This window comes from Roseateles hydrophilus, from assembly GCF_026712245.1.
Classification (GTDB): Bacteria; Pseudomonadota; Gammaproteobacteria; order Burkholderiales; family Burkholderiaceae_C; genus Pelomonas; species Pelomonas hydrophilus.
In genome coordinates, this window is record NZ_JAPPUY010000001.1 from 579,930 (window position 1) to 592,755 (window position 12,826).

The following is a 12,826-nucleotide window of genomic DNA, read 5'->3' on the forward strand; positions in this document are numbered from 1 at the left end:
GGTGCAGGGGTTCAGCGGCCGTAAAAAAACCCAGCATTGTCGCAAGGCGTCGGCCAGCCTGTCGTTGAACGAAGCTTCGGTTTTAGTTGTGCTTTTGCGCCAGGGCGGCGCGGCGCATCACGGGTGCGCCAGGTCGCGCAGGTGCGTGGGCCCAACGCGTTTTTCGATTTCGGCCAGCAGTGCGCGGCCCCAGCCCAGCATGAACAGGGCCTCGCCGACAACGAACATCGGGCCGACCAGCAGGCCGACCAGGTCGTCCACGAAGGCCGGCTTGCGGCCCTCGTAGTAATGGCCAACGAACTGGAACACCCAGCCCACCACGAAGCTGCCGACACCAACCGCCAGCCACATCGTCATCGACGCCTGGGCGAAGGGCATGGCCAGTGCCGTCAGCAGGCCGTTGACGACGGCGGTGGCGCCGCCCAGTGCGAGGTTGCCGCGCGTGAGATACCACAGCGTGGACAGCGCCCACAGCAGGATGGCAGCGTTCATGGGGGCGCTGCCGATGTTGAACTCGATGCGCGACAGCAGCGCGCTGATCGCGAAGACGATCAGCGGAATGCCGATGAAGTGGGTGGTGATATTGCGGCGGTCGCGGTGATAGGCGGCGTATTGCGCCATCAGGTCGAGCGCGGGGCGGAACAGGCTGGCCATGGCAGGCTCCCGTGAAGAGAGGGTGACTATGCTAGTCCAGCCCGCCGCGCGAACGGCGCGCGACAGTCCCCAAAAAGCCTGCAGATTCCCCACTTGAGCACCGTGACGACAACCCGCCGACAGCTGCTTGTCATGCTGGCCACCCTGGCCGGCTGCAGCAGCCCGCCGCGCCTGCCAGCCACCGGCCCCCATCCCGACACCGCCCCTGCGGCGGCCGACAACGAACTGCGGGTGCTGGTGTTCCGTGCCGGCGCGGCGGCGCGCATGGGCCACAACCACGTGCTGCGCGCGGCAGACCTGCGCGTGGACTGGCCGGCGGCCGGCCCGGTGCTGCGCTTCCGGCTGGCGGCGCTGGCCGTTGACCCACCGGAGCTGCGGGCCCGGCTCGGTGCTGCCTTCGCGAGCCCGGTAGACGACGAGGCTCGCGCGGGCACACGCGCCAACCTGCTGAAGGCGCTGGATGCGGCGGCGCATCCGGAGGTCGTGGTGCGCACGCTGCAGCAGGTGGGCGAGGGCCCGCGGCGCGCTGTGGAGGCCGAGATCACGCTGCACGGCGTGTCGCGGCGGCAGTGGTTCGTTGTGGCGGTGGACGGGCGGCGGGCGCGGGGCGAGGTGGTTGTTCGCCAGAGCGACTTCGACGTCCAGCCCTTCGCGGTGCTGGGTGGGCTGCTGGCCGTGCAGGACGCGCTGGTGGTGCAGTTCGAGCTGCTTCAGCCCTGAATTCAGTCCTGAAGCCGCAGCAGCATCAGGTCCTTGTCGAGCCGGCGGCCGTCAGGCAGGCGTATCGCATCGGGCAGGCTGCCGTAGCGGCTGAAGCCGGCGCTTTCGTACAGCCCGGTCGCCGCACGGTTGCCGGCCGTCACGCTGAGTGTCACCTGGGCCAGCGCGGGCACGGTGCGCAGCCGCTCCAGCGCGGCCTGCAGCAGCGCGCGGCCGATGCCGCGGCCGCGGTGGGTGTCGGCCACCATCATGCCCACCAGATGCGCGATGTGCTGCACCTTGCGGCGTGGCTCGCGCTCGCAGGTCAGCGCGCCGACGACGCGGCCCGCGTCCAGCGCCACCAGTGTGAAGAGCGTGGGCCCGTTGCCCGCGAGGCGGCTGCGGTAGCTGGCGATGTCGCGCAGGCGCTCGGTGTCGGCGTCTGATGTAAAGGCCTCGGGGTGGCAGGTCAGCATGGCGTCGCGCAGCGCCTTGTAGCCCAGCAGGTCGGGCTCCGACAGCGGGCGGATGTGGATGTCAGCCATGCAGGTCGGCCAGGTGGTTGAAGTTGGCGAACGCGGCCTCGTCATCGAAGCGCGCGACGCCGTGCGGCAGCGAGCGCATCCAGCGCAGCACGGCCCGGCCGCCGCCTTGCAGATAGGCGGCCAGCGGTTCGCGCAGGCGGGCATGCAGCAGGGCATGGGTGGGGTGCTCGCGCGTGGCTTGTGCGAAGGCCAGTCCATGGGCTTGCGCGGCCGCATGCAGGCGCTCGGCGAGGTTCGTCGGCAGACCTGGGCAATCACAGGGCGCGGTCAGCAGCCAGGCGTCGTCGGGCAGGGCCTGCAGCCCGGCCAGCATGCCGGCCAGCGGGCCGGCGAAGGCCAGGCCCGGCGGGTCGGCCAGCACGGGGTGGCCGAGCGCGGCGTAGACATCGGCATGGCGGTTGGCGCTGATGAGCAGCCGGTCGGCCTGCGGGGCGAGTCGCTCGATGACGTGTGCCACCAGCGGCCGGCCGTGCAGCAACTGCAGGCCCTTGTCGACGCCGCCCATGCGGCTGCCCCGGCCACCTGCCAGCACGAGCGCGTGCAGCGGCTCAGCCACCGATGTAGTGCATCTCGACACGCGGCTCGGCCGTGGCAGCGGCGGTGCCGCGCAGCTGCGAGTAGCGGTCGTCGCGGTGCGTCCAGACCCCGGCAATCGCCCCGGCCAGCTGCTCATCGCTGAGCGGCGCGGCGCCGCGCAGCAGCGCTCGCAGGTCGTGGCCGCGGCTGGCGAACAGGCAGGTGTAGAGCCGCCCCTCGGTGGACAGCCGGGCACGGTTGCAGTCGCCGCAGAAAGCCTGCGTCACGCTCGAGATGAAGCCCACCTCGCCGCCGCCGTCAGCGTAGGCCCAGCGCTCGGCCGTCTCGCCGGGCGCACTGGCCGACAGCGGCGTCAGCGGCCATTCGGCGGCGATACGGCGCTGAACCTCACGGCTGGGCAGTACCTGGTCCATGCGCCAGCCGTTGCTGCTGCCCACGTCCATGTATTCGATGAAGCGCAGCACGATGCCGCTGTGCCGGAAGTGGCGCGCCATCGGGAGGATCTGGTTTTCGTTGACGCCGCGCTGCACGACCATGTTGACCTTGATCGGCCCCAGGCCTGCAGCCTGCGCGGCGCGGATGCCGGCCAGCACGTCCGCGACGGGGAAGCCGACATCGTTCATGCGCTGAAAGACCGCGTCGTCCAGCCCGTCCAGGCTGACGGTCAGGCGGTTCAGCCCGGCGGCGCGCAGGCCGGCGGCCTTTTTCACGAGCGTGGAGCCATTGGTGGTCAGTGTCAGGTCCAGCGGCCGGCCGTCGGGCGTGCGCACGGCCGCCAGCATGGCGATCAGCGATTCCAGCCCGCGCCGCAGCGTCGGCTCGCCGCCGGTCAGGCGCAGCTTCTCCACGCCCAGGCTGGCGAACGCGCGCGCCAGCCGGGTGATCTCTTCAAAGCCCAGCAGCTCGGCATGCGGCAGGAATTGGTGGTGTTTGTCGAACACCTGCTTGGGCATGCAGTAGCCGCAGCGAAAGTTGCAGCGGTCGGTCACCGAGATGCGCAGGTCGCGCAGCGGCCGCCCCAGCACATCGGTCGGCGGCTGCGCGCCCACCCCCGCTGCTGGCGGGGCCAGGGGCAGTGTCCGAGCGTCCTGCAAGGGGATGACACGTGTGGGCATGACGTGAATTGTGGCAGTGGCGAGTAAGCCTTCCGGCACTTGCGGCCAAGCGGGGGGCACGTTCGAATGCAAGACGATGGCTCAGATCCTGCACCCCGACCTGCCGCAGTTCATCGCGTTCGGCGAAGCGGCAACCGAGTTGTTGCGCACCGGCCCCGACCGCTGGCGCAGCGCCTGTGGCGGGTCGCCTTGGCGTGTGGCGATGGCGATGTCGACCCTGGGCCAATTGAGCGCCTTTGCCGGCGCAGTCAGCAGCGACCCCTTCGGCGCCGACATCTGGCAGAACAGTCAGGACGCCCACCTCGACATGCGCTTCCTCCAGCAACTGCCGCGGCCGCCCTTGCTGCTGGTGTCGCACGAGCCGGGCCAGGCGGCTTGCAGCGTGTTGGGCCAGGACAGCGCCGACCTGTACTTTCGCCCCGAGGGCCTGCCCGCCGGCTGGACGCGTGCGCTGCGCTGGGCGCATTTCGGCGGCCTGGGGCTGGTGCGTCAGCCGCTGGCCGGCCGCCTGCTGGCGCTGGCACAGGCGCTCAAGGGCGAGGGCCGCCTGATCAGCTATGCCCCGGGCTTTGTCGCGCCCCTCATGGATTCCAGCTACGACGACACGTTGGAGCAGATGTGCCGGTTGGCGGATGTGATCCATGTGTCCGACGTCGCGCTGCGCGGCCTGTTCCGGGCGTCGGACCACCACACCGGCTTGGCCCAGATCGTGGCGTGGAACCCCGGTGTGCGCCTGCTGCTCAGCGGCGGTGCGGCGGGCTCGACGCTGTTCCATGGCGTGCAGGAGTGCAGCGCGCTGCCACCGCCAGTGGAGGCGGTGGATGAGATCGGCGCGGACGATGTGGCCACCGCCGGCCTGCTGGACAGCCTGATGCGGGACGCCAGTGCTCCTGTGGAGCAGCACCTGCGCTGGGTGCTGGCTGCGCGCGCGGCGGCCTGCACGGCACCCGGTTTTGCGCCGCCGCGCCCGGGGCTGGTGGCGGCGTTCACCGACGCGGTCGAGCTCGCGCCTGCCTAGGTCGGCTTCAGGGTTTTCCAGGCCGGGCCTTGATCTGGCGGCAGGGCATCTCTACGATTAACCGACCGGTCGGTAGAGAAATGAAATGTCCGAATCCCTGATCCAGATCGAACAGCATGGCGGCGTGCGGCTGCTGCGTCTGAACCGCCCGGAGGCGCTGAACGCCTTCACGGCCGCGATGCTCGTCCAACTGCGCCACGCGCTGGCGGCCGCGGCCGAAGACGGCGCGACGCGCTGCGTGCTGATCACCGGGGCCGGCCGCGCCTTCAGTGCCGGCCAGGATCTGGCGGATCCGCTGGTGGCGCCCAGCCGCGAGCCGGGCGTGGCGCCCAAGAACCTCGGCCATATGCTGGATCACTACTACATCCCGCTGGCGCTGCAGTTGCGGGACATGCCCGTGCCGGTGGTGGCGGCCGTCAATGGTGTGGCGGCCGGGGCGGGCGCCAATGTCGCGCTGGGGTGTGACCTGGTGCTGGCCGGCGAAAGTGCCAGCTTCATCCAGGCTTTCTCCAAGATCGGGCTGGTGCCGGATTGCGGCGGCACCTGGCTGCTGCCGCGTCTGGTGGGCCGCGCCAAGGCGTTGGAGCTGGCGCTGCTGGGCGAGCGCGTGAAGGCCGTCGAGGCTGAACGTCTGGGCCTGATCAGCCGCGTGGTGCCGGACGCCGAACTGCCGGAGGCCGCCATGGCCGTGGCGCAGAAGCTGGCCGGCCTGCCCACGCGGGCGCTGGTGCAGACGCGGCGCGCGATGGACGAGGCGCTGCACCTGGAGTTCGAGCCCGCGCTGCGCCGCGAGGCCGTGCTGCAGAGCCAGTTGGGCTTTGCGCACGACTACCTGGAGGGCACGGCGGCCTTCATGGACAAGCGCCTGCCGGTGTTCAAGGACCGCTGATGGACGCGCAAGCTGTTGCCAATCAGGTTCGCGACGTGATGTTCGCGGACGACGCGGCCAGCCGCATGTTGGGCTTGCAGATCACCGAGATCTCCCCTGGCCGCGCGGTGGCCACCATGACCGTGCGGGCCGACATGCTCAACGGTTTCTCCATTTGCCACGGGGGGCTGATCGCCACCCTGGCGGACTCGGCCTTCGCGTTCGCGTGCAACAGCCGCAACGCGCTGACCGTGGCTTCGGGCTTCGGCATCGACATCCTCAAGAGCGCCAAGCTGGGCGACGTGCTCACGGCCACCGCCGCAGAGACTTCGCTGGCCGGCCGCACCGGCCTGTACGACATCACCGTCACCAACCAGCATGGCGACTTGATCGCCGTGTTTCGTGGTCGCTCGCACCGCCTGGGCGAGCGCCGGGTCTTCGACGAAGGAACCGCATGAGCGCCAAAGCCCCGATCCGCATCCCGAAACCGGGCGAGCTGGACCCGATCGAAACTGCCAGCCGCGACGAGCTGCAGGCCCTGCAGCTGGAGCGCCTGCGCTGGAGCCTGCAGCACGCCTACGACCACGTGCCGCACTACAAGGCCGCGTTCGACGCGAAAGGCGTGCACCCGTCGGACCTGAAGACGCTGGCCGACCTGGCCAAGTTCCCGTTCACCACCAAGCACGACCTGCGCGCGAACTACCCGTTCGGCCTCTTCGCCGTGCCCCGCGAGAAGATGGCGCGCATCCATGCGTCGTCGGGCACCACCGGCAAGCCGACGGTGGTGGGCTACACGCTCCAGGACATCGACAACTGGGCGAATCTCGTGGCGCGTTCCATCCGCGCCTCGGGCGGCCGGGCGGGTGATTTGGTGCACGTGGCCTACGGCTATGGTTTGTTCACCGGCGGCCTGGGTGCGCACTACGGCGCCGAGCGCCTGGGCTGCACGGTCATCCCGATGAGCGGCGGCCAGACCGAGAAGCAGGTGCAGCTGATCACCGACTTCAAGCCCGACATCATCATGGTCACGCCGAGCTACATGCAGGTGCTGATCGAGGAATTCCGTCGCCAGGGGCTGGATGCGCGCGAGTCGTCGCTGAAGATCGGCATCTTCGGCGCCGAGCCCTGGACGGAGGCCATGCGCCGCGACATCGAGCAGGGCGCGGGCATCGACGCAGTGGACATCTACGGCCTGTCCGAAGTGATGGGCCCGGGCGTGGCCAACGAGTGCATCGAGAGCAAGGACGGCCCGGTCATCTGGGAAGACCACTTCTACCCCGAGATCATCGACCCCGAGACCGGCGAGGTGCTGCCCGACGGCAGCGAGGGCGAGCTGGTGTTCACCTCGCTCACCAAGGAAGCGATGCCCGTCATCCGCTATCGCACGCGCGACCTCACGCGCTTGCTGCCGCCCACGTCGCGCAGCATGCGCCGCATCGGCAAGATCGTCGGTCGCAGCGACGACATGCTGATCATCCGCGGCGTCAACCTCTTCCCCACGCAGGTGGAGGAGCTGGTGCTGCAGGAGCCGGGCCTGGGTGGCCAGTACCAGCTCGTCGTGACGCGCGATGGCCACCTGGACGAGCTGGTCATCCGCTGCGAGCTGGCGCTGGGTGCCACCGACGACGGCATCGGCCGCCGCCTGGCCGAGCGCATCAAGAACCTGATCGGTGTGAGTGCCAAGGTCAGCGTCGAGCACCCCGAATCCATCGAACGCACGCTGGTCGGCAAAGCCCGCCGCGTGGTGGACCAACGCAAGAAGTAAGGAGCCTGCATGTACACCCAAGCCATGGATCTGATGGCGCGGGAAGCCCGCCCCAAGGTCGTCAAGAGCGCCGAGGAGCTGGCCCGCGAGGAGGCCTTTGAAGCCCGCATAGCTGCGGGGGACTTCATCGAGGCCAAAGACTGGATGCCCGATCACTACCGCAAGACGCTGGTCCGCCAGATCAGCCAGCATGCGCACAGCGAGATCGTCGGCATGCTGCCCGAGGGCAACTGGATCACCCGCGCGCCCACGCTCAAGCGCAAGGCGATTCTTCTGGCCAAGGTGCAGGACGAAGGCGGCCATGGCCTGTACCTCTACGCCGCCGCCGAGACCCTGGGCACCAGCCGCGACGAGATGACCGAGGCGCTGCTGTCGGGCAAGGCCAAGTACAGCTCGATCTTCAACTACCCTACGCTGACCTGGGCCGACATCGGCGTCATCGGCTGGCTGGTGGACGGCGCGGCCATCATGAACCAGGTGCCGCTGTGCCGCTGCTCGTACGCGCCGTATGCGCGGGCCATGATCCGCGTCTGCCGCGAGGAGAGCTTCCACCAGCGCCAGGGCTACGAGAGCCTGCTGGTGATGATGCAAAAGGGCACGGCCGCGCAGAAGGCCATGGTGCAGGACGCGGTGAACCGCTGGTGGTGGCCGGCGCTGATGATGTTCGGCCCGGCGGACAAAGACTCGCCCAACTCCGAGCAGAGCATGCGCTGGGGCATCAAGCGCGTGTCGAACGACACCCTGCGCCAGAAGTTCGTCGACGCGACCATCCCGCAGGCCGAGATCCTGGGCGTGACCGTGCCCGACCCCGACCTGAAGTGGAACGCCGAGCGCGAGGCCTACGACTTCGGCGCCATCGACTGGAGCGAGTTCTGGCGCGTGGTGGGCGGCGAAGGCCCCTGCAACCGCGAGCGCCTGGCGGCCCGCAACAAGGCCTGGGACGACGGCGCCTGGGTGCGCGAGGCTGCCATGGCCCATTCCAAGAAGCAGGCCACGAAGGCGCAGGCCGCCTGAGGACACACGACATGAGCAACACGAAGCATGAATGGCCGCTGTGGGAAGTCTTCGTCCGCAGCAAGGCGGGCCTGGACCACAAGCACTGCGGCAGCCTGCACGCGGCCGACTCGGCCATGGCCATCCAGATGGCCCGCGATGTCTACACCCGCCGACAGGAAGGCACGAGCATCTGGGTCGTGCGCTCCGAGCAGATCGTCGCCAGCGACCCGGTCGAGAAGGGCAGCCTCTTCGAGCCGGCCGATGACAAGGTCTACCGCCATCCGACGTTCTATGAACTGCCGGAACAACTGAACCACATGTGATGGACGCCAAGCTCACCTACGTCCTGCAACTGGCGGACACCTGCCTCATCCATGCCCAGCGACTGGGCGAGTGGTGCGGCCACGCCCCGGTGCTGGAGGAAGACCTGGCCCTGTCCAACATGGCGCTGGACCTGCTCGGCCAGGCGCGCGGGCTGCTGACCTATGCCGGCCAGCTCGAAGGCGCCGGCCGGGATGAAGACCAGCTCGCCTTCCTGCGCGAAGAGCGCGACTACCGCAACCTCGTGCTGGTGGAGTTGCCCAACGCGGTCGCCAGCCCGAGCGACGGCAGCGGCGGGCGCGACTTCGCGTTCACCACGCTGCGCAACGCCGCCGTGTCGGTCTGGCTGGAGCTGCTGTACGAGCGTCTGCAGACGAGTGCCGATAGCGAACTGGCCGGCATCGCCGCCAAGTCGCTGAAGGAAGTGCGTTACCACCGCCAGCACAGCAGCGACTGGGTCGTCCGCCTGGGCGATGGCACCGACGAGTCCAAGGCCCGCATGCAGGCCGCACTCGCCGTGCTGACGCCGTACTTCAACGAACTGTTCGCCGCCGAAGGCGTGGAGGGTGTGGCCCCGGCATGGCGCGAGGTGGAAACCGAATGGCGCGCCCGCTGGGCGACGCTGGTGGCCGAGGCCACGCTCACGCTGCCGCGTGACAGCGCGCTGCAGCCGCAAGGCCACCGCGGCGTGCACAGCGAGCACATGGGCCACCTGCTGGGCACCATGCAGTACTTGCAGCGCGCCTACCCCGGCGGCGTCTGGTGATGAGCCTGGACCGCGCGCGCGCCAAGCTCGCCGCCGTGCCCGACCCGGAGATCCCGGCGGTGAGCCTGGTGGAGCTGGGCATCGTGCGCGACCTGCGTGAAACGCCCGCGGGGTTGGAGGTGGTGCTCACGCCCACCTACAGCGGCTGCCCGGCCACCGAACTGATTGCCGACGATGTGCGCGCAGCGCTGGCCGAGTTCGGCCCCGTGACTGTCACGCTGCAGCGCGCACCCGCCTGGACGACCGACTGGATCACGCCCGAAGGCCGCGAAAAGCTGCAGCAGTACGGCATCGTGCCGCCGCAGTGCAGCGCGGAACAGGCCATCCGCGTCGTGCCGCGCTTGCGCTGCCCGCGCTGCAGCGGTGCGCAGACCGAGCAGCTGTCCCGCTTTGGCTCCACACCGTGCAAATCCACCTGGCGTTGCATCGAGTGCGGCGAGCCCTTTGAGTATTTCAAACCGATCTGAACCGATGGCACTCCACTTCCATCCCCTGTGCGTGACCTCCGTCGAGCGCGACACCGACGACGCGATGGTCGTGGGCTTTGAGGCCCCGGCCGAGGGCTTCGGCTTCGAGCCGGGCCAGTACCTCACGCTGCGCACGACGCTTGGCGGGCAGGAAGTGCGCCGCAGCTATTCCATCTGCTCGCACCGTGCGCTGCAGGTGGGCATCCGCCGGGTGGAAGGCGGCCAGTTCTCCACCTGGGTGCACGAGCAGCTGCGCGTCGGCGATGTGATCGAGGCCTACCCGCCGCAAGGGCGCTTTGTTTTGCCAGCTGCATCGGCTGCATTGGCCGAGTCGCCGGAACAAGCCGCTGGGCGCCATGTGCTGTTCATCGCCGGCGGTTCCGGCATCACGCCCATGATGGGCCTGATGGCCGCGTTGCTGGAGCGCGAGCCCCAGGCCCGCGCCACGCTCATCTACGCGAACCGCCGCACCGCGTCGACGATGTTCAAGGAAGAGCTCGAAGACCTGAAGAACCGCTTCATGACCCGCCTGTCGCTGCACCTGGTGTTCAGCCGCGAGGCGGTGGATTCGCCCTTGTACGCCGGGCGCCTGGATGCGGGCAAGCTCAGTGCGTTCCTGGCCGGGCCCGTGCCGGCGGCGCAGGTGGATCAGGTGTTCGTGTGCGGCCCGTTCGAGATGAACGACCAGGCCGAGGCCGCGCTGCGTGGCGCGGGCATTCCGGCCGAGCGTATCCACATCGAGCGCTTCGGCACGCCGCAAGCGGCCGGCGGTGCGGCTGCGCACCAGCCGCGCCCGGGTGATGCCGCCGAGGCGCGCATCACGGTCATTCGCGACGGCATGGCCCGCGAGATCGCCTTCCACGCCACCGACCCCAGCCTGCTCGATGCGGCGGCCCGCGAGGGCATGGACGTGCCGTTCTCCTGCAAGAGCGGCGTGTGCTCCACCTGCCGCTGCAAGGTGCTGGAAGGGCGCGTGCGCATGGACAAGAACTTCGCGCTCGACAAAGACGAGATCGCGGCCGGCTTCATCCTGAGTTGCCAGGCCCACCCGCTCACCGAGCAGGTGGTGATTTCGTTCGACGAGCGCTGAAAGAATGCAGCTTCTTGTCCAAGGATTCCCTTGGCCGGTCCCCCGAGGGGACGGCGATGCTGGCGGCATGGAGCTGCAAGCACATCGCCAGCGCGGTCCGGCTCGGGAGCGGCCCGGCGCTCGGCCCGCAATGAACGACTGAGATGCCGAGAAAAAGAGCCCCCACCTTCGAAGCCCAGCGCGACGACATCCTCGCCGCCGCGGCTCGGCTGTTCGCCGAGCAGGGCTTCAGCGCCACATCCATGAACCAGGTCGCCGAGGCCTGCGGCGTGGCCAAGCCGACGCTGTATCACTACTTCCAGGACAAGCAGGCGCTGCTGGCGCAGATCTGCGACAGCCATGTGCACCTGCTGCTGACCCTGGTGCAGGAGGTCAAGGCGCAGCAGCTGCCGCCGGCGGAGCAGCTGCGCCTGCTGATCGAGCGCTTCACGCGCGTGTATGCCGGCGCGCAGGCCCAGCATCGCGTGCTGACCAGCGAGATCCGCTTCCTGGCCGAGGCCGAGCGCGAGCGCCTGCTGGATGTGGAGCGCTGCGTCGTCGCCGAGTTCGCGGCGGCGCTGTGCCAGGTGCGGCCCGAGCTGCGCGGCGCGCGGCTGGACAAGCCCCTGACCATGCTGCTGTTTGGCATGATCAACTGGACCTTCACCTGGCTGCGGCCCGACGGCGACTTGTCGCACGAGGCGCTGGCAGCGATGGTCGGTGACCTGTTCTTTGGCGGGCTGGGCGCGGTGCAGTTGCACCCGCCCGCCGTGACCCCATAACCCCGAGGAGACGAGACCCATGAAGCGCTTCAAGCAACTTGCCCTGGCCCTGGCCGCGACGCTCAGCCTGGCCGCCCACGCGGACATCAACATCGGCGTCACCGTGTCTGCCACCGGCCCGGCCGCGTCGCTGGGCATCCCCGAGAAGAACACCATCGCGCTGATGCCCACGACGCTGGGCGGCCAGAAGGTGAACTACATCGTGCTGGACGACGCGTCCGACACGACGACCGCTGTCGCCAACACGCGCAAGCTCATCACCGACAACAAGGTGGACCTCATCATCGGCTCCACGGTCACGCCCAACTCGCTGGCCATGATCGACGCGGTGGCCGAGAGCGGCACGCCCATGATCTCCATGGCCGCCTCCGCCCGCATCGTGGAGCCCATCGACGCCAAGAAGCGCTGGGTGTTCAAGACGCCGCAGAACGACATCATGATGGCGCTGGCCATCGTGACCCACATGGTGGACAACGGCATCAAGACGGCCGGCTTCATCGGCTTTGCTGACGCCTACGGTGAAGGCTGGTGGGGCGAGTTCAACAAGATTGCTGCCGCCAAGAAGCTCAACATCGTCGCGAGCGAACGCTACAACCGCACGGACACCTCCGTCACCGGCCAGGTGCTCAAGCTCGTGGCGGCCAAGCCCGAGGCCATCCTGATTGCGGGCTCCGGCACGCCGGCCGCGCTGCCGCAGAAGGCGCTCAAGGAGCGTGGCTACGCCGGCAAGATCTACCAGACGCACGGTGTTGCCAACAACGACTTCCTGCGCGTGGGCGGCAAGGACGTGGAGGGCACGCTGCTGCCGGCCGGCCCGGTGCTGGTGGCAGCGCAACTGCCGGCCGATCACCCGGTGAAGAAGAGCGCCGAGGCCTACATCGCCAAGTACGAAGGCGTGCACGGCAAGGGCTCGGTGTCGACCTTCGGCGGTCACGCCTGGGATGCCGGCCTGCTGCTGGCCGCTGCCGCGCCCGAGGCGCTGAAGAAGGCCCAGCCCGGCACGCCCGCGTTCCGCGCGGCGCTGCGCGATGCGCTGGAGAACGTGAAGAACGTGGCCGGCGCGCACGGCGTGTTCAACATGTCGGCCAACGACCACCTCGGCCTGGATCAGCGCGCCCGCGTGATGGTGCAGATCGACAAGGGCACCTGGAAGCTCATCAAGTAAGCCGCGACCGCGGCGCATGCGCAGGACGGCCTTGCGGGGCCGTCTTTTTTCGACCGGGC

Annotated in this window: 16 protein-coding genes; 12 read left to right on the top strand and 4 right to left on the bottom strand. The window is 69.1% G+C overall.

The genetic code is table 11. The features are described 5' to 3' along the window. Positions 1–117: 117 nt before the first annotated feature. Positions 118–654, bottom strand: a complete 537-nt coding sequence (locus tag NYO99_RS02615; RefSeq protein WP_268165543.1) for an Mpo1 family 2-hydroxy fatty acid dioxygenase — start codon at positions 652–654, stop codon at positions 118–120. 102 nt (positions 655–756) lie between these two features. On the opposite strand from NYO99_RS02615, the gene NYO99_RS02620 reads away from it, so the two are divergent. After that, positions 757–1,374, top strand: a complete 618-nt coding sequence (locus NYO99_RS02620) for a YceI family protein (protein ID WP_268165544.1) — start codon at positions 757–759, stop codon at positions 1,372–1,374. A gap of 2 nt (positions 1,375–1,376) precedes the next feature. On the opposite strand, the gene NYO99_RS02625 is transcribed toward NYO99_RS02620, so the two are convergent. Genes NYO99_RS02625 through moaA form a run of 3 tightly spaced genes read right to left on the bottom strand, consistent with a single transcriptional unit; the run spans position 1,377 to position 3,550 of the window. Beyond that, positions 1,377–1,898: a GNAT family N-acetyltransferase gene (locus NYO99_RS02625; RefSeq protein WP_268165545.1), complete on the bottom strand. Its 522-nt coding sequence runs from the start codon at positions 1,896–1,898 to the stop codon at positions 1,377–1,379. Continuing rightward, complete coding sequence (gene mobA / locus NYO99_RS02630) at positions 1,891–2,475, bottom strand: molybdenum cofactor guanylyltransferase MobA (RefSeq protein ID WP_422395465.1); 585 nt, start codon at positions 2,473–2,475, stop codon at positions 1,891–1,893. Before mobA ends, NYO99_RS02625 begins: the two co-directional genes overlap by 8 nt. After that, the gene (gene moaA, locus NYO99_RS02635; protein ID WP_268165547.1) at positions 2,447–3,550 is read right to left on the bottom strand and encodes a GTP 3',8-cyclase MoaA; all 1,104 of its coding nucleotides are present in this window, start codon (positions 3,548–3,550) and stop codon (positions 2,447–2,449) included. Before moaA ends, mobA begins: the two co-directional genes overlap by 29 nt. Before the next feature lie 76 nt (positions 3,551–3,626). On the opposite strand from moaA, the gene NYO99_RS02640 reads away from it, so the two are divergent. From NYO99_RS02640 to NYO99_RS02690, 11 genes are all read left to right on the top strand, one after another. Beyond that, complete coding sequence (locus NYO99_RS02640; RefSeq protein WP_268165548.1) at positions 3,627–4,568, top strand: PfkB family carbohydrate kinase; 942 nt, start codon at positions 3,627–3,629, stop codon at positions 4,566–4,568. An 85-nt stretch (positions 4,569–4,653) separates the two neighbouring features. Then, positions 4,654–5,457, top strand: a complete 804-nt coding sequence (locus NYO99_RS02645) for an enoyl-CoA hydratase-related protein (RefSeq protein ID WP_268165549.1) — start codon at positions 4,654–4,656, stop codon at positions 5,455–5,457. After that, positions 5,457–5,894, top strand: a complete 438-nt coding sequence (gene paaI, locus NYO99_RS02650; protein ID WP_268165550.1) for a hydroxyphenylacetyl-CoA thioesterase PaaI — start codon at positions 5,457–5,459, stop codon at positions 5,892–5,894. The genes NYO99_RS02645 and paaI overlap by 1 nt, the downstream gene beginning before the upstream one ends. Then, positions 5,891–7,201 carry a phenylacetate--CoA ligase PaaK gene (gene paaK, locus NYO99_RS02655; protein ID WP_268165551.1) on the top strand — a complete coding sequence of 437 codons (1,311 nt, stop codon included), beginning with the start codon at positions 5,891–5,893 and terminating at the stop codon, positions 7,199–7,201. The genes paaI and paaK overlap by 4 nt, the downstream gene beginning before the upstream one ends. Before the next feature lie 9 nt (positions 7,202–7,210). Continuing rightward, the gene (gene paaA / locus NYO99_RS02660; RefSeq protein WP_268165552.1) at positions 7,211–8,215 is read left to right on the top strand and encodes a 1,2-phenylacetyl-CoA epoxidase subunit PaaA; all 1,005 of its coding nucleotides are present in this window, start codon (positions 7,211–7,213) and stop codon (positions 8,213–8,215) included. 11 nt (positions 8,216–8,226) lie between these two features. Continuing rightward, positions 8,227–8,520: a 1,2-phenylacetyl-CoA epoxidase subunit PaaB gene (gene paaB / locus NYO99_RS02665; RefSeq protein ID WP_268165553.1), complete on the top strand. Its 294-nt coding sequence runs from the start codon at positions 8,227–8,229 to the stop codon at positions 8,518–8,520. After that, complete coding sequence (gene paaC, locus NYO99_RS02670; RefSeq protein ID WP_268165554.1) at positions 8,520–9,284, top strand: 1,2-phenylacetyl-CoA epoxidase subunit PaaC; 765 nt, start codon at positions 8,520–8,522, stop codon at positions 9,282–9,284. Before paaB ends, paaC begins: the two co-directional genes overlap by 1 nt. Beyond that, positions 9,284–9,751, top strand: coding sequence for a 1,2-phenylacetyl-CoA epoxidase subunit PaaD (gene paaD, locus NYO99_RS02675; RefSeq protein ID WP_268165555.1), 468 nt, complete (start codon positions 9,284–9,286; stop codon positions 9,749–9,751). Before paaC ends, paaD begins: the two co-directional genes overlap by 1 nt. Before the next feature lie 4 nt (positions 9,752–9,755). Then, positions 9,756–10,841: a 1,2-phenylacetyl-CoA epoxidase subunit PaaE gene (gene paaE, locus NYO99_RS02680; protein WP_268165556.1), complete on the top strand. Its 1,086-nt coding sequence runs from the start codon at positions 9,756–9,758 to the stop codon at positions 10,839–10,841. 143 nt (positions 10,842–10,984) lie between these two features. Further along, on the top strand, positions 10,985–11,602 hold the full coding sequence (locus NYO99_RS02685; protein WP_268165557.1) for a TetR/AcrR family transcriptional regulator: 618 nt from the start codon (positions 10,985–10,987) through the stop codon (positions 11,600–11,602). Between the two features lie 19 nt (positions 11,603–11,621). After that, positions 11,622–12,767: an ABC transporter substrate-binding protein gene (locus NYO99_RS02690; RefSeq protein WP_268165558.1), complete on the top strand. Its 1,146-nt coding sequence runs from the start codon at positions 11,622–11,624 to the stop codon at positions 12,765–12,767. The last annotated feature ends 59 nt before the right edge of the window (positions 12,768–12,826 follow it).